This window comes from Pseudomonas sp. N40(2020), from assembly GCF_014472415.1.
Lineage (GTDB): Bacteria > Pseudomonadota > Gammaproteobacteria > Pseudomonadales > Pseudomonadaceae > Aquipseudomonas.
Genome location: NZ_JACSZV010000003.1, coordinates 192801 through 208609, shown reverse-complemented (window position 1 = coordinate 208609; position 15809 = coordinate 192801). Strand labels below are relative to the sequence as shown.

General features: G+C 59.6%; 17 protein-coding genes. 9 read left to right on the top strand and 8 right to left on the bottom strand.

The window, feature by feature from the left end; genetic code table 11:
* Window positions 1-32: 32 nt before the first annotated feature.
* The 5 genes from IAI51_RS03755 to IAI51_RS03735 all read right to left on the bottom strand — a co-directional run bounded on the left by IAI51_RS03755 (window position 33) and on the right by IAI51_RS03735 (window position 4505).
* A complete protein-coding gene (locus IAI51_RS03755; RefSeq protein ID WP_187677254.1) occupies window positions 33-767 on the bottom strand; it encodes an iron-containing redox enzyme family protein in 735 nt (244 codons plus the stop codon).
* Window positions 745-1413: a hypothetical protein gene (locus IAI51_RS03750; RefSeq protein ID WP_187677253.1), complete on the bottom strand. Its 669-nt coding sequence runs from the start codon at window positions 1411-1413 to the stop codon at window positions 745-747. Before IAI51_RS03750 ends, IAI51_RS03755 begins: the two co-directional genes overlap by 23 nt.
* A 272-nt stretch (window positions 1414-1685) precedes the next feature.
* On the bottom strand, window positions 1686-2243 hold the full coding sequence (locus IAI51_RS03745; protein WP_187677252.1) for an L-threonylcarbamoyladenylate synthase: 558 nt from the start codon (window positions 2241-2243) through the stop codon (window positions 1686-1688).
* A 55-nt stretch (window positions 2244-2298) separates the two neighbouring features.
* Complete coding sequence (dprA, locus tag IAI51_RS03740; protein ID WP_187677251.1) at window positions 2299-3399, bottom strand: DNA-processing protein DprA; 1101 nt, start codon at window positions 3397-3399, stop codon at window positions 2299-2301.
* 80 nt (window positions 3400-3479) lie between these two features.
* Window positions 3480-4505, bottom strand: coding sequence for a LysM peptidoglycan-binding domain-containing protein (locus tag IAI51_RS03735; protein WP_187677250.1), 1026 nt, complete (start codon window positions 4503-4505; stop codon window positions 3480-3482).
* A 159-nt stretch (window positions 4506-4664) separates the two neighbouring features.
* Here IAI51_RS03735 and def point away from each other — a divergent pair, with 159 nt between their 5' ends.
* From def to IAI51_RS03710, 5 genes are all read left to right on the top strand, one after another.
* Window positions 4665-5171 (top strand): peptide deformylase, encoded by a 507-nt coding sequence (def, locus tag IAI51_RS03730; protein WP_187677249.1) that lies wholly within the window; start codon window positions 4665-4667, stop codon window positions 5169-5171.
* Window positions 5172-5227: 56 nt separating this feature from the next.
* Window positions 5228-6187, top strand: coding sequence for a methionyl-tRNA formyltransferase (fmt, locus tag IAI51_RS03725; protein ID WP_187677248.1), 960 nt, complete (start codon window positions 5228-5230; stop codon window positions 6185-6187).
* Window positions 6184-7494, top strand: a complete 1311-nt coding sequence (rsmB, locus tag IAI51_RS03720; RefSeq protein ID WP_187677247.1) for a 16S rRNA (cytosine(967)-C(5))-methyltransferase RsmB — start codon at window positions 6184-6186, stop codon at window positions 7492-7494. Before fmt ends, rsmB begins: the two co-directional genes overlap by 4 nt.
* 22 nt (window positions 7495-7516) lie before the next feature.
* Entirely contained in the window at window positions 7517-8893 is a 1377-nt protein-coding gene (trkA, locus tag IAI51_RS03715; protein ID WP_187677246.1) for a Trk system potassium transporter TrkA, read from the top strand.
* A gap of 132 nt (window positions 8894-9025) precedes the next feature.
* A complete protein-coding gene (locus IAI51_RS03710; protein WP_187677245.1) occupies window positions 9026-9340 on the top strand; it encodes a tetratricopeptide repeat protein in 315 nt (104 codons plus the stop codon).
* A 1-nt stretch (window position 9341) separates the two neighbouring features.
* Here the strand turns inward: IAI51_RS03710 and IAI51_RS03705 are convergent, their stop codons facing one another.
* The 3 genes from IAI51_RS03705 to IAI51_RS03695 form a co-directional block, all read right to left on the bottom strand.
* Window positions 9342-9581 carry a PilZ domain-containing protein gene (locus IAI51_RS03705; protein WP_187677244.1) on the bottom strand — a complete coding sequence of 80 codons (240 nt, stop codon included), beginning with the start codon at window positions 9579-9581 and terminating at the stop codon, window positions 9342-9344.
* A gap of 83 nt (window positions 9582-9664) precedes the next feature.
* Window positions 9665-10552, bottom strand: a complete 888-nt coding sequence (locus tag IAI51_RS03700) for a lysophospholipid acyltransferase (protein WP_187677243.1) — start codon at window positions 10550-10552, stop codon at window positions 9665-9667.
* 41 nt (window positions 10553-10593) lie between these two features.
* Window positions 10594-11151 (bottom strand): DNA-3-methyladenine glycosylase I, encoded by a 558-nt coding sequence (locus tag IAI51_RS03695; RefSeq protein ID WP_034152197.1) that lies wholly within the window; start codon window positions 11149-11151, stop codon window positions 10594-10596.
* An 81-nt stretch (window positions 11152-11232) separates the two neighbouring features.
* Between IAI51_RS03695 and glyQ the strand changes: the two genes are divergently transcribed.
* The 4 genes from glyQ (at window position 11233) to IAI51_RS03675 (ending at window position 15644) form a co-directional block, all read left to right on the top strand.
* Entirely contained in the window at window positions 11233-12186 is a 954-nt protein-coding gene (gene glyQ / locus IAI51_RS03690; protein WP_025112261.1) for a glycine--tRNA ligase subunit alpha, read from the top strand.
* The gene (gene glyS, locus IAI51_RS03685) at window positions 12183-14237 is read left to right on the top strand and encodes a glycine--tRNA ligase subunit beta (RefSeq protein WP_187677242.1); all 2055 of its coding nucleotides are present in this window, start codon (window positions 12183-12185) and stop codon (window positions 14235-14237) included. Before glyQ ends, glyS begins: the two co-directional genes overlap by 4 nt.
* A 4-nt stretch (window positions 14238-14241) precedes the next feature.
* Window positions 14242-14781: a D-glycero-beta-D-manno-heptose 1,7-bisphosphate 7-phosphatase gene (gene gmhB / locus IAI51_RS03680; RefSeq protein WP_187677241.1), complete on the top strand. Its 540-nt coding sequence runs from the start codon at window positions 14242-14244 to the stop codon at window positions 14779-14781.
* An 83-nt stretch (window positions 14782-14864) separates the two neighbouring features.
* Window positions 14865-15644 (top strand): lysophospholipid acyltransferase family protein, encoded by a 780-nt coding sequence (locus tag IAI51_RS03675; RefSeq protein WP_187677240.1) that lies wholly within the window; start codon window positions 14865-14867, stop codon window positions 15642-15644.
* Window positions 15645-15809: the final 165 nt, after the last annotated feature.

Here is a 15809-nt window from a genome sequence, read left to right as displayed (position 1 = left end):
TTCCCTCGGTTCTGACACTCGACGTGAAGTCTTCATGAGTTATCCAGGGCATGGAGGAAGTCATAACGGGGCGCATGGCCGTTTTGCCAGGCCTCATACTGCTCATAAACGGCTTCGAGCATGTTGCCGGTCAGCCGCAAGCTGGTTTCCATTACATTGGCAATGGCATCCCAGTCGTGCTGATTTTTGCAAGTACGCTGCAGGATGAGTTTGATTTCATTGAAGTGCTCGACATCGATGTCGGAATGCGCAACGAAGAACGTCAACTGAGCCGGTTTTAGCGCCAGGATTTCGCTCAGGTTATTGATCAACGGGGTGATGAATTGATAGGCATTTTCTGCCCAATAACTGTATCCCAAGCGTTGTAGTGGATTACCGGTAAAGGATATCCAATACAAATAAGCAATCAGTACTTCGGTTGCCGGAATCGCAGACGGGATCTCGAACTTTTCATTTTTCAGGCCAAGACTCATGACATCATGCAGTGCCATTTTCTCATGGCCAACTTCTTGCGCCGCATGTTCAAAACAGAACTTTGCATAAACCGGATTATCGGCATGGCGCACACCCACCAATCCCTGATTTCGCGCATTGTGGGCAGTGTAGTGAAAGGTTTCTATCATGTAGATCGCATATAACGCCTTGGTAACACTACCCTCGCGTATGGCTTTTACCAATCGCGAGTTATCCAGAATATCGGCCCACAATTGTTCGATGCGTTTATCAAGCAGGATCAACTGTTGTTCAAAGCTGATGAGCGTATTCATCGTGGTTCTCCGGGGTGTTGAAGGGGGTGTGATCAGGGTGTTGAACAGCGGCAAGGATTTGCTGCCATTGCGCTGACAGCAGCCAGTAGTCGCCGCGAGCGCGTTGTTCGATATGAAGGGCGTCGGAGGTGATAGGGGTCAGGCCGAATCGCTGGAACAGTCGCCGTTGTGGCGATCGGCAGAGGGCGGTGACGCCTTGATATCCATGCCTGATCGCCCACTCGGTGGCCGCCGCCAGCAGGCTGTTGACCGGAACAGCCAGGTGGCTTCGCGAGAGAGTGATCAACCGGCTGAACTCGACGTGGCGCGATAGCATCACGGTGGGAGAAACATGCTGGTGCGCCAGTGAGGCCCATTCGAACGGCGATGGCGTCACTCTCAATACCGCCACCAGCTGCTCGTGTTGATACAGCAGAAAGTGGGTACTTCGCGCCGTCACCGCCAGCCTCGTTTCAAGCAATCTGGCTCTGGATGTCAGCATGTAATGTTGCAGTCGAAGACGAAACTGCCGACCAATAAACCGTTCGAATTCCCGCGTATCTGATCCCGCTTCAAGAATAACGACCCGGCAATCTTCATGGCGACTTTTGAACGTTGCCTGAAGTGCCTGCAGATAATCCGTTAGTTGTAAATCCGTAGTATCCATTCTTTCTCCGCAGACGTTAACTTATCGAAGTTTTCTGAGCGCATTGAAATGATGGATGCTTTTGGAAATATCGCCACTGCGCGACTTCTGATAATCACGTGGGAAAAGTTACTGAATCTGTGCACTTACTGATTGGTCTGACACACGAAGGAAAAATACAAACAGTTGAATGTTGTAAGTTGATCGTTGTTTGAAGGATAAATCGCAGGCAAAAGTAGTACTTCTCGCCATAAAAGCCGAGAAGTACTCAATAAATGAAGTCAGGAGTGACGTCAGTCGGGACGAATAACGTTGCCGGAGGCCAGATCACGGATGACGCTGGGGTTCTTGCGCCCACCCAACTCCCCACCCAGCACCAGATCGATCTGCCCGCGGAAATACTGCTCGACCCGCAACCGTGTGCGCGCTGCCGGACGGCCTTGTGGATTGGCTGAGGTCGAAATCAACGGACCGACCATCGAGCACAAGTCACGCACTTGAGGATGATCGCTGACGCGCAGCGCCACTGTGTCATGCACCCCAGTGACCCACTCCGGCAGCAGATTCTGATGCGGCACCAGCCAGGTATTCGGCCCAGGCCAGGTGCTGGCCATACGGTCGATCCACTCTTGCGGGAAGTCTTCGAACAAGAAATCGAACTGGCGAATGTTGTCGGCAACCAGAATCAGGCCCTTGTCGACCGAGCGATTCTTGATCGCCAGCAACCGATCCACCGCTTCTTCATTCCACGGGTCGCAACCCAGCCCCCAGACGGCTTCGGTTGGATAGGCAATCACCGCCCCGGCGCGAATCTCTCGCGCGGCTTGTTGCACACGCCAACTGTTGACCATGAAAAAACTCTCCGCAAACAGGTTTCGCGCAGTTTACCGATCTTCCTTGTAAAACCTAGCTCACACGCGCAAACCAGCGGCCGTTTTCGCACACCGCATGGCCGTCCATTTCCAGTTCGGTCAGCGCCGCCAGCACTTTGGGCAAGGCCCAGCCGCAGCTGTCGGCCAAGGCGTAACTGGTATGCGGCGCGGCGTGGAGCAGGGCAAGTAAGGGATGATCCGCTTGCGGTGTGCCTGTGGATAACGGCACCTGCTGCCAGCCACGCAGGGCTTCGAGAATGTGTTCGATGGTTTCCACCAACACCGCGCCGTCGCGAATCAACTGGTGACAACCGCGCGCACCGGGATGATGGATCGAGCCAGGGATTGCATACACCTCGCGCCCTTGTTCCGCCGCCAGCCGTGCAGTGATCAGCGAACCACTGGCGACGCTGGCCTCGACCACCAGCACGCCAAGGGATAAACCGCTGATGATCCGGTTGCGTCGCGGGAAGTTGCTCGCGCTGGGGCCGGCATCCAGCGGAAACTCCGAAAGCACCGCACTGCCGGAGGCAATCATCGCGTCGGCCAGCCGCCGATTGCGCTGTGGATAAAAGTTTTCCAGACCCGTGCCCAACACTCCGACCGTCAGCCCGCCAACATCCAGCGCCGCTTGATGCGCAGCCGCATCAATGCCCAGCGCCAAGCCACTGGTGATGACAAAACCGGCCCCGGCCAGGCTGCGGGAAAATGCGGCGGCGGTGTCCATTCCCGGACGTGAAGCGCGACGGCTGCCGACCATCGCCAGCTGCGGCCTCTCGAGAATCAGGGGGTCACCCGCCACGAATAACAGCGGCGGAGGGTCGGGAATCTGCGCCAACAATGCCGGATAGTCCGCTTGATCCCACATCAACAAATGCTGACCCGGACGCTCTAGCCAGCGCATTGCATGGCTGGCGCCGTCGCGCACGTCGGGACAGCGCCGTGCCTCGGCACACGCCGCTGGCAAACCCAGCGAGCGCCAGGCGCTGGCCGGCGCGCTGATGGCTTTGGATGCCGAGCCAAAGGCTTCGAGCAATTTCAGAAACCGCTTCGGACCGATGTCCGGCAAGCGATGCAGGCGCAGGCGCGCTTCCAGTTCCGCAGGGGAAACCGGCGTATAGACAGACAGCGTCATGGATCATCCTTGATCGTTATAAGCCCCGAACTATTCGGAACAAGCTGTGGATAACTCTGTTGGTAACTTGTTAAGCACGCTTACGGATTTCGCACCTTGTCGAGCACCGCCAGCGAGCGTGAAGCGTTGAGGACCAAGCCGTAGCTGAGTTTGTCGTAGGTGCGAAAAACCATCAGCAGCCCGGCCCGTTCGTCGGGGATCTTAAGTGGTTGGCCGGTCACCCGGTCGCGCACGGTTTCACCGGTTTTCATCACCACCAACACATTGCCTTCGGCCAAGCCGTCGCGTTTGCCCTTGTTCAACGTAACCACGTCCATCGCACCGATCTGCGTGACGCCGCGTGGGACATCGATGATCAGGCCATTGATGTCGGTGGTCGGAGCACTGGGCATGAAGGTCGAATTGATCGAGCGCTCTTCGCCGCTGAACAAGCGGTCGCCGAGGCGCACTTCCTGGGTGGTGCGCTGCAGGGCGAGGGTGGCAACGTCGTCTTCGGTGGCAACGATTTCACCGCCGCCAATGTCGTCGGCGTTGATCCCCAGAAATTCCTTGGTTTGCGGATCGGTATAGACCTTGCCCTGACGGAAGATCCCGTAGACCGGTTGATTCGGATCGAAATGGCCACGGGCAAAGATCCGGTCGCCGGTGCCGCTGAGCACGCGTTCCGCGTCACCGGCGACGATGTAGGGCGCCTTGTCGAAATCCTCGACCTTGTCGACGATGCGGTTGCTCAGCAGAAAGCTGTTGATCGATTTCAGCGGAATACTCGGAATCGCCTCAGCCACCGGGCTGGTACGAATGCGTGGCGAGAGCTTGATGGTGCCGCGCGACTCGCCGCGATTGAGGGTCAGGCGCGGCTGGCCGTTGACGTAACTGAGCGTCAGCGTGTCGCCGGGATAGATCAGATTGGGGTTTTCGATCTGCGGGTTGGCCCGCCACAGTTGTGGCCATTGCCAAGGCTCGCGCAGGTATTTTCCGGAAATATCCCAGAGTGTATCCCCCGAAACGACCGTGTATTGCTGCGGAAAACCATCCCTGAGTTGCACTTGCCCTTGCACCGCGCCGGCCGAGGCCAACAGCAGCAGGGCGAGTAGTGTTTTCCTCATGCAGTGAATCCCTTTATCATGTGCGTTCGCGTGAACCGTCAGAGCCCCCGTGGCTCGCTTCTGCCAAATGCAGAAGCTACGCTTCACAACGGTAGCCTGCATCTTCGGACCTGCCAGGCCATCGATCCGACTTTACTCAATACGTGCAGCAATCAGCCTATGGCCATTTTAAACATCCTCGAATTTCCGGACCCGCGTCTGCGTACTATCGCCAAGCCTGTGGCTGTAGTGGACGCCGAAGTGCGTCAGTTGGTCGATGACATGTTTGAAACAATGTATGAAGCGCCGGGCATCGGCCTCGCCGCGACCCAGGTCAACGTGCACAAACGTATCGTCGTGATGGACCTTTCCGAAGACCGCACCGAGCCACGGGTGTTCATCAACCCCGAGTTCGAATCGCTGACTGACGAAATGGATCAGTACCAGGAAGGCTGCCTCTCGGTGCCGGGTTTCTACGAAAACGTCGACCGCCCGCAAAAGGTCAAGATCAAGGCGCTGGACCGCGACGGCAAGCCCTATGAACTGATCGCCGAAGGCCTGCTCGCGGTGTGCATCCAGCACGAATGCGACCACCTCAACGGCAAATTGTTCGTCGACTACCTGTCCACGCTCAAACGCGACCGGATCAAGAAGAAACTGGAAAAGCTGCATCGCCAGAACGCTTGATGCCCTCCTTCAAAGGCTTGCCGCGGCAAGCCTTTTTCTTTTTATGAGACTCCTTCATGACTGAGCCACTGCGCATCGTTTTTGCCGGCACCCCGGAATTCGCTGCCGAACACCTCAAGGCCCTGCTGAGCAGCCCTTACGAGATCGTTGCGGTCTACACCCAACCGGATCGTCCGGCCGGTCGCGGACAAAAACTGATGCCGAGCCCGGTTAAACAGCTGGCGCTGGAAAATAATATCCAGGTGTTGCAGCCGCCGACTTTGCGCAACGCTGACGCTCAGACTGAACTCGCCGCGCTGAAGCCGGACTTGATGGTCGTGGTTGCCTACGGCCTGATCCTGCCGCAAGTGGTGCTGGATATTCCGCGTCTGGGCTGCATCAACAGCCATGCCTCGTTGCTGCCACGCTGGCGCGGTGCGGCGCCGATCCAGCGCGCCGTCGAAGCGGGCGATGCCGAAAGCGGCGTGACTGTGATGCGCATGGAAGCGGGCCTCGACACCGGGCCGATGCTGCTCAAAGTCGTTACGCCGATCAGCGCCGACGACACCGGCGGCAGTCTCCACGACCGTCTCGCCGAAATGGGCCCGCCAGCCGTGGTGCAGGCGATTGCCGGTCTGGCTGCCGGAACGCTGGAGGGCGAAGTGCAGAACGACGAACTCGCCACCTACGCGCACAAACTGAACAAGGATGAGGCGCGCATCGACTGGAGCCGCCCAGCCGTTGAGCTGGAACGTCTGGTTCGCGCGTTCAATCCATGGCCGATTACCCACAGCACGCTCAATGGCGAAGCGCTGAAAGTGCTGGCGGCCAATCTCGCCGAAGGCAACGGCGCACCCGGTACCATCCTCAGCGCCAGCAAGGACGGCCTGATCGTAGCGTGCGGCGAGCAGGCGCTGTGCCTGACACGCCTGCAATTGCCCGGCGGCAAGTCGCTGAACTTCAGTGACCTGTTCAACAGCCGTCGTGAGAAATTCGCCGTCGGCACCGTGCTCGGCGCAGTGGTGGACGCACAATGAACCCGCGTCTGGCCGCCGCCAAGGCACTCGCCGCCGTACTCAGCGGCAAAGCCTCACTCAACAGCTCTCTGCCGACACAACTGGACAAGGTTGAGGATCGCGATCGCGGCTTCACTCAGGATCTGGCGTTCGGCACCGCACGCTGGCAGCCGCGCCTGTCGGCGCTGGCGGAAAAGCTCCTGCAGAAGCCGTTCAAGGCTGCCGACGCCGATGTCGAGGCGCTGCTGCTGGTCGGGCTCTACCAATTGCTTTACACCCGCGTGCCGGCCCACGCCGCCATCGGTGAAACCGTGGGTTGCGCCGACAAGCTGAAAAAGCCTTGGGCCAAGGGCCTGCTCAACGCTGTGCTGCGCAATGCCCAGCGCGAAAGCGAAACGATTTTCGCCGAGCTGGAGCGCGATCCGGTGGTGCGCACCGCTCACCCGCGCTGGCTGCAAAAATCCCTCAAGGCCTTTTGGCCTGAGCAATGGGAAGCCATCTGCGCAGCCAACAACGCGCATCCGCCGATGATCCTGCGGGTCAACCGCCGCCATCAAAGCCGCGACGCCTACCTCGGTCTGCTGACCGAGGCCGGCATATCCGCAACACCATGCATTTACAGTCGCGACGGCATCATCCTCGAAGCCGCCGCCGATGTGCGCAGCCTGCCGGGGTTCGCCGAGGGCTGGATCAGCGTGCAGGACGAAGCCGCGCAACTGGCCGCCGATCTGCTGGATCTAGCGCCAGGGCAGCGGGTGCTCGACGCCTGCTGCGCACCGGGCGGCAAGACCTGCCACATCCTCGAAGCCGAACCGGCGCTGGCCGGCGTGGTGGCGGTGGATCTGGAAGCCAAGCGTCTGGTTCGAGTGAAAGAAAACCTCGAGCGTCTGGGCCTGAGCGCCGAACTGATCGCCGCCGACGGTCGTGACATCGACAAATGGTGGGACGGCAAGCCGTTCCAGCGCATCTTGCTCGACGCGCCGTGCTCGGCCACCGGCGTCATCCGCCGCCACCCGGACATCAAGCTGACCCGCCAGGCCGACGACATCGCCGCCCTCGCGCAGCTGCAAGGCGAGTTGCTCGACGCGATGTGGAAAACCCTCGAAGTGGGCGGCATCCTGCTTTACGCCACCTGCTCGACTTTGCCGACCGAGAACACCGAAGTGATTGCCGCGTTCCTTGAGCGCACGCCGGGCGCACGGGAGCTGGACTTGGCAATCACCGCCGGGATCAAGCAGCCCCATGGTCGCCAATTGCTGGCCCAGCAGGGCGGGCACGACGGGTTCTACTACGCCAAGCTGATCAAGATCGCTGCCGCGCGCGGCTAAACGGATTCAACGGAGTGACTGGATGAAAATCATCATCCTCGGTGCAGGGCAGGTCGGCGGTTCGCTGGCCGAACACTTGGCGAGCGAAGCCAACGACATCACGGTGGTCGACACTGACAGCGAGCGCTTGCGCGACCTCGGCGACCGCCTCGACATCCGCACCGTGCAGGGCCGTGGCTCGCTGCCGTCGGTGCTGCGTCAGGCCGGCGCCGACGACGCCGACATGCTGGTGGCGGTGACCAACAGCGACGAAACCAACATGGTCGCCTGTCAGGTTGCGCACACGCTGTTCCATACCCCGACCAAGATCGCCCGGGTGCGCGAAGCCTCCTATCTCAACCGCGAAGAGCAGCTGTTCCAGAACGAAGCGATTCCGGTCGACGTGCTGATCAGCCCCGAGCAGGTGGTCACCAACTACATCAAGCGCCTGATCCAGCATCCCGGTGCCTTGCAGGTGATCGACTTCGCCGAAGGCAAGGCACAACTGGTGGCCGTGCGCGCCTATTACGGCGGGCCGCTGGTGGGCCAGCAACTGCGTCAGTTGCGCGAGCACATGCCGAACGTCGAAACCCGCGTCGCGGCGATTTTCCGCCGTGACCGGCCGATCCTGCCCCAAGGCGATACGGTGATCGAGGCCGATGACGAAGTCTTCTTCATCGCCGCCCGTGAGGATATTCGCGCGGTGATGAGCGAAATGCGCCGTCTCGACGAAACCTACAAACGCATCGTCATTGCTGGCGGCGGGCAGATCGGCGAGCGTCTGGCCGAGGCCATCGAAAGCCGTTATCAGGTGAAGATCATCGAGATGAACCCGGCACGGTGCCGCTATCTCTCCGACACCCTCGACAGCACCGTGGTATTGCAGGGCAGTGCGTCGGACCGCGACTTGCTGCTGGAAGAGAACATCGCCGACGCCGATATCTTCCTTGCGCTGACCAACGATGACGAAGCCAACATCATGTCGTCGCTGCTGGCCAAACGGCTGGGGGCGAAGAAGGTGATGACCATCATCAACAACCCGGCTTACGTCGACCTGATTCAGGGCGGCGACATCGACATCGCCATCAGCCCGCAGCTGGCTACCATCGGCACCTTGCTGGCGCACGTGCGCCGTGGCGATATCGTCAGCGTGCACTCACTGCGCCGTGGCGCTGCAGAGGCCATCGAGGCGATTGCCCACGGTGACGCGAAATCGAGCAAGGTGATCGGCAAGCCCATCGAGAAGATCGGCCTGCCACCAGGCACCACCATCGGCGCGGTCATTCGCAATGAACAGGTAATCATCGCCCACGACGACACAGTGATCGAAGCGGGTGACCATGTGATTCTGTTCCTTGTGGATAAAAAGCATATTCGCGATGTGGAGAAGCTGTTTCATGTGGGGTTGAGCTTCTTCTGAGGTTGATCGTTCCCACTCTCTGCGTGGGAACGCAGCCCAGGACGCTCTGCGTCCCAAGAGCGGACGCAGAGCGTCCATTGAGGCATTCCCACGCGGAGCGCGGGAACGATCACTGAAACGAGGGTGCAAAAAATGCTCGATTCCCTGGAAAAAATGCTCGCCAAGGGTGTGGATAACTCCCTGCTGCGCTTCGGCCTCGGCAAGGGTTATCTGGATTTTGGCGAAAACGCCAAGGCGGCCGAGCATTTTCAGCGCTGTGTCGGTTTCGATCCGAAGTATTCGGCAGCGTGGAAGCTGTTGGGCAAGGCGCAACTGGCGCAGGGTGATCACGCCGCTGCGCGGCAGGCATGGGAACAGGGTCTGGAAGCGGCCCGCGCCCATGGCGACAAGCAGGCCGAAAAGGAAATGGCGGTGTTTCTGAAGAAGCTCGATCGTCAGGCGCAATAATCTACAGGTAACGCAGGCCGATACCTTCGGCATCCACCGTCACCACTTCCATCCGCACTCGCGGCGCGCCTGTGGGTAAACCCTGCACCTGCCCGTAAACCACTGCGCCTTTGGGCAATGACGTCAGACCTCGATGCTGCACATACACCCCGGTGGGCGTCAGATTGCGCGTCTGCCCGAGGCATTCCCCGAAGCTGTCGTGGGTGATCTTGATGCGAAACGATTTGCGGTGTTCGGACATCTGCTGCGCCCTTGAATGAACGGTTGTGGATAACCTCGACGATGAGGTTATCCACAGATCATGCCAATCACATCTCTAACGCCTCAGTACCAGCGAGCTTCACCCGGCGGACGTTTCTTGAAGCGCTTCATGCTCCACATGTACTGGCTCGGATACGCCGCGACATAACGCTCGACGACTTTGCTCATGGCGGCGCAGGACGTCTCGGTATCGGTGCTGTACATCGCTTCCGGCGCGGCTTCGAGGATGACTTTATAGCCGGAACCGTCGGGCAGGCGCAGCGCATGCAGAAACACGCCGACGGCTTTGCCACCGGCCAGCATGTTAGGTACGAACTTGCTCGTCAGCGCCTGCGTGGCGAAGAACGGCACGAAGATTCCGGCGGATTCGGCCGGTTCCGGGTCAGCCGGAATACCCACTGCACCACCCTTGCGCACTTCCTTGATGACACTGAGGATGCCTTCCTTGGTCGACGCGGCAACTTTGTTGCCCAGTTGCACGCGTTGCTTGCGCAGCAATTCATCCACAGCCTTCAACTTTGGCGGACGGTAGAAAATGATCGGTTTGCACTGGCTGCAATAGAAGTGGTTGAGCACTTCCCAGTTGCCCAGGTGGCTGGTGATGCCGACAACGCCTTTGCCCGAAGCCAATGCGTCCTTGAGGATGTCGAGGCCTTCGACTTCGCGCACCAGATCGATGGAACGCTGCGCCGGCCAGATCCACGCGCAGGCGCTTTCGGTCAGGGACTTGCCGATGTCCTTCAGGCTCTGGCCAACCAGACGCTCGCGCTCGGTAGGATCCATCTGTGGGAAACATTTGGCGAGGTTGATCCGCACCACGTCGCGGGAACGGTTGGGGGTTTTCCACATGATCCAGCCAATCGCCGAACCCACGGCCTGCACGGCCCGCCATGGCAGCAGGGCAAACAGCCGCAGAGCGCCTACCAGCAAGGCGCCTTTAAACTTTTCCACAGGTCACTCCTGATCTTTGTGCTGTGCGCGAGGCGGGCATTCTAACCGCCGTTGGCGAGCTGCGCGTAGCGGTCGCAATCCTGCGTGTGATCCATGACCATGCCCGAGGCCTGCATCAACGCGTAGCAAATGGTCGGTCCGACGAACGTAAACCCGGCCTTTTTCAGACCTTTGCTCATCGCCAGCGCTTCGGGGGTGATCGCCGGGACTTCGCTGCGATCCTTGAAATGATTGATGATCGGTTGGTCCCCGACAAACGACCAGAGAAACGCCACCGGGTCCTCCAGCGCGAGCCAGGCTTGGGCATTGCGCCGGGCGGCATTGAGTTTGAGGCGGTTACGGATGATGCCGGGGTCAAGCATCAATTCGTCGATTTCGGCGTCGCTCATCTGCGCCACGCGCTGCACGTCGAAGCCGAACAACACCTCGCGATAACGCTCGCGTTTGCGCAATACGGTGATCCAGGACAGCCCGGCCTGGAACCCTTCGAGCAAAAGCAACTCGAACAAACCCTGCGCATCGCGTAGCGGCGTGCCCCACTCCTGATCGTGATAAGCCATGTACAACGGATCTTCGGTACACCAAAAGCAGCGTGGCATAAGGCTCCAGGGGGCGTGCGCAGCAACGAATCGGGTATACTCCCGCTCTTTAAATCGCAGCCCAAGAAACAGGTGAATTTCGTGAGCCAGCCTACGCCAGCCGTGCGTACCTTCCAAGACTTGATCCTCGCGCTCCAGCAATACTGGGCCGAGCAAGGTTGTGTGGTACTTCAGCCCTACGATATGGAAGTAGGCGCCGGCACTTTCCACACTGCGACCTTCCTGCGCGCCATTGGCCCGGAAACCTGGAACGCCGCTTACGTGCAGCCAAGCCGCCGTCCGACTGATGGCCGTTACGGCGAAAACCCGAACCGTCTGCAGCACTACTATCAGTTTCAGGTCGTCCTGAAGCCGAACCCGGACAACTTCCAGGAACTTTACCTGGGCTCCCTCAAGCACGTCGGTCTGGACCCGCTGGTCCACGACATTCGCTTCGTCGAAGACAACTGGGAATCGCCGACCCTCGGCGCCTGGGGTCTGGGCTGGGAAGTCTGGCTCAACGGCATGGAAGTGACTCAGTTCACTTACTTCCAGCAAGCGGGCGGCATCGAGTGCTACCCGGTGACCGGCGAGATCACCTACGGTCTCGAGCGTCTGGCCATGTACCTGCAAGGCGTGGATTCGGTTTACGACTTGGTCTGGGCTGACGGCCCGATGGGCAAAGTGACTTACGGCGACGTGTTCCACCAGAACGAAGTGGAGCAGTCCACTTACAACTTCGAACACGCCAACGTCGACAAGCTGTTCGAACTGTTCGACTTCTATGAAAGCGAAGCCAAGCGCCTGATCGAACTCGACCAGCCGCTGCCGTTGCCGAGCTACGAAATGGTGTTGAAGGCTTCGCACACCTTCAACCTGCTGGATGCGCGCCGGGCGATCTCGGTGACCGCGCGTCAGCAATACATTCTGCGCGTTCGCACCCTGGCGCGTTCCGTCGCTCAAGCCTACCTGCTGGCCCGCGCCAAGCTGGGCTTCCCGATGGCGACCCCGGACCTGCGTGACGAAGTACTGGCCAAGCTGGAGGCTGCACAATGAGTGCGCAAGATTTTCTGGTTGAACTGGGCACCGAAGAACTGCCACCCAAAGCCCTGAACACTTTGGCTGACGCGTTCCTCGCCGGTATCGACAAGGGCCTGCAAGCCGCCGGCCTGAGCTACGAGAGCAAAACCGTCTACGCGGCGCCGCGTCGTCTGGCTGTGCTGATCACTGCGCTGGCCACCCAGCAGCCGGATCGCAGCATCAACCTCGACGGCCCGCCACGTCAGGCGGCGTTCGACGCTGAAGGCAATCCGACGCAGGCAGCTCTTGGTTTTGCCAAGAAGTGCGGCGTCGAGCTGAGCGAAATAGACCAGAGCGGTCCGAAACTGCGCTACAGCCAGAGCATCGCCGGCAAACCGACCGCGAGCCTGCTGCCGACCATCGTCGAAGATTCGCTGAACGACCTGCCGATCCCGAAACGCATGCGTTGGGGTGCGCGCAAGGAAGAGTTCGTGCGTCCGACCCAGTGGCTGGTGATGCTGCTCGGTGACCAGGTCATCGACTGCACCATCCTCGCGCAGAAGGCTGGCCGTGACTCCCGTGGCCACCGCTTCCATCACCCGGAAAGCGTGCGCATCGGTTCGCCGTCGAGCTACCTGGCCGACCTGCGTGCTGCCTACGTTCTGGCTGACGCCAACGAGCGTCGCGAGATCATCAGCAAGCGCACCGAAGAGCTGGCCACCCGTCAGGAAGGCACAGCGATCGTTCCGCCGGCACTGCTCGACGAAGTCACCGCGCTGGTTGAATGGCCAGTGCCGCTCGTGTGCTCGTTCGAGGAACGCTTCCTCGACGTGCCGCAAGAAGCGCTGATCACCACCATGCAGGACAACCAGAAGTACTTCTGCCTGCTGGATGCCGACGGCAAGTTGCTGCCACGTTTCATTACTGTGGCCAACATTGAGAGCAAAGATCCGCAGCAGATCATCGCCGGTAACGAGAAAGTGGTTCGCCCACGTCTGACCGACGCCGAGTTCTTCTTCAAGCAAGACAAGAAGCAGAAACTCGAAGTGTTCAACGATCGCCTGAAAAACGTGGTCTTCCAGGAAAAACTCGGCAGCGTCTACGACAAGGCCGAGCGCGTATCGAAACTGGCTGCCTACATCGCCGCACGCATTGGTGGCAACGCTTCGTGGGCTGCCCGTGCCGGCTTGCTGTCGAAGTGCGACCTGGCCACCGAAATGGTCGGCGAGTTCCCGGAGATGCAAGGTGTCGCCGGCTACTACTACGCCCTCAATGACGGCGAGCAGGAAGACGTCGCGCTGGCGCTGAACGAGCAGTACATGCCGCGCGGTGCCGGTGCTGAACTGCCGGCGACCCTGACCGGTGCGGCCGTCGCTATCGCGGACAAGCTCGACACCCTGGTCGGCATCTTCGGTATCGGCATGCTGCCAACCGGCAGCAAAGACCCGTATGCCCTGCGCCGTGCGGCACTCGGCGTGCTGCGCATCCTGATCGAGAAACAACTGGATCTGGACCTGAACGACGCCGTGGCCTTCGCCGTGAATGCGTTCGGTGCCAAGGTCAAGGCTGCCGGCCTCAACGAGTCGGTGCTTGAGTTCATCTTCGATCGTCTGCGTGCGCGTTACGAAGACGAAGGCGTCGATGTGGCCACTTACCTGTCGGTACGTGCCCTGAAGCCGGGTTCGGCGCTGGACTTCGACCAGCGTGTGCAAGCGGTACAGGCCTTCCGCAAACTGCCGGAAGCCGCAGCACTGGCGGCGGTGAACAAGCGTGTTTCGAACTTGCTGAGCAAGGTTGAAGGCTCGGTGCCGACCGTGGTTGAGGCCAAGTACTTCGACAACGCCAACGAGTTTTCGCTGTACTCGGCGATCCAGCAGGCCGATCAGGCTGTGCAGCCAATGGCGGCGGCGCGTCAGTACAACGAATCGCTGGCACGCCTGGCGGCATTGCGTGAGCCGGTCGACGCGTTCTTTGACGCGGTGATGGTCAATGCCGAAGACGCCAAGGTTCGGGCCAACCGTTACGCGCTGCTGGCGCGTCTGCGTGGCTTGTTCCTCGGTGTTGCCGACATCTCGCTGCTGGGTTGAGGGATTGCTGTTGAAACTGCTGATTCTCGATCGGGACGGAGTGATCAATTACGACTCCGACGCTTATATCAAGTCGGTGGAGGAATGGGTTCCTTTGCCCGGTTCGATCGAGGCGATTGCGCAGTTGAGCAAGGCCGGCTGGACGGTGGCGGTCGCCACCAACCAGTCGGGCATTGCTCGCGGCTATTACGACCTCGCCACTCTCGATGCCATGCACGCGCGCCTGCGCGAGTTGGTGGCGGAGCAGGGCGGTGAAGTCGGGCTGATCGTTTACTGCCCGCATGGGCCGGATGAAGGCTGCGATTGCCGCAAGCCGAAACCGGGCATGTTGAAAACCATCGCCGAGCATTACAACGTGGCGCTGACGAATGTCTGGTTCGTCGGCGACAGCCTTGGTGACCTGGAGGCCGCCAAAGCCGTCGATTCACAGCCAGTTTTGGTAAAGACCGGGAAAGGCGAAAAGACTCAGGGCAAAACCCTGCCGGTTGGCACTCTGATTTTTGACGATCTGGCGGCGATTGCCGCAGAACTTATCCACAACTAGAGTACTTCTGAAATTCCTGACCAGGGATTGATCGGGAGTGCGCTTGAACAGACGGGCATTGCCCCGTAACGGTAAACGTCGCCATGTCGATACTGCGGGCCTTCAGAATTTTCCTTTTTTATCTGCTGCTGGGCACCACGTCCTTGCTGTGGTGCAGCCTGAGCTTTTTCATCGCGCCCTTTCTGCCATTCAAGGCGCGCTATCGTTTTATCAACGTGTACTGGTGCCGTTGCGCCTTGTGGTTGACCAAGGTGTTCCTCGGTATCCGTTACGAAATCAAAGGCGCGGAAAACGTGCCTGACCGGCCCTGCGTGATTCAGTCGAACCACCAGAGCACTTGGGAGACGTTCTTTCTCTCCGCTTATTTCTCGCCGTTGAGCCAGGTGCTCAAGCGCGAATTGCTTTACGTGCCGTTCTTCGGCTGGGCCATGGCCATGCTGCGGCCGATTGCCATTGATCGCGACAACCCGAAAGCGGCGCTGAAACAAGTCGCCGCAAAGGGTGATGAACTGCTCAAGGACAACGTTTGGGTGCTGATCTTTCCGGAAGGTACGCGCGTTCCTTTTGGCACTGTCGGAAAGTTCTCGCGCAGTGGCAGCGCATTGGCAGTAAATGCGGCGCTTCCGGTCCTGCCGATTGCACACAATGCGGGCAAGTTCTGGCCGAAAGTCGGCTGGGGCAAAATGTCCGGAGTGATCACGGTGGTCATTGGTGAACCGATGTACGCCGAAGGCACTGGCCCGCGTGCCATCGCCGAGCTGAACGACCGGGTGCAGGCCTGGAACGAGAAGACCCAGCGCGAAATGGGTTCGCTGCCACCGGCCCCGCAAGCGCCGGCTGCGAGTGATCAGCTGGCTGTCTGAGATTTTGTGGATAACCTGTGTACGGTTTTGTTGAAAATGCCTGAATATTGATTTTAAGTAATTGATTTACTTATATATTTCTCAAGCTCATAAAACACCGTAAAAGGTGCATAAGTTTTTTTCGGAAGTAAAAAAACCGGCTGATATAGCCGGTTTTTTTGTGCC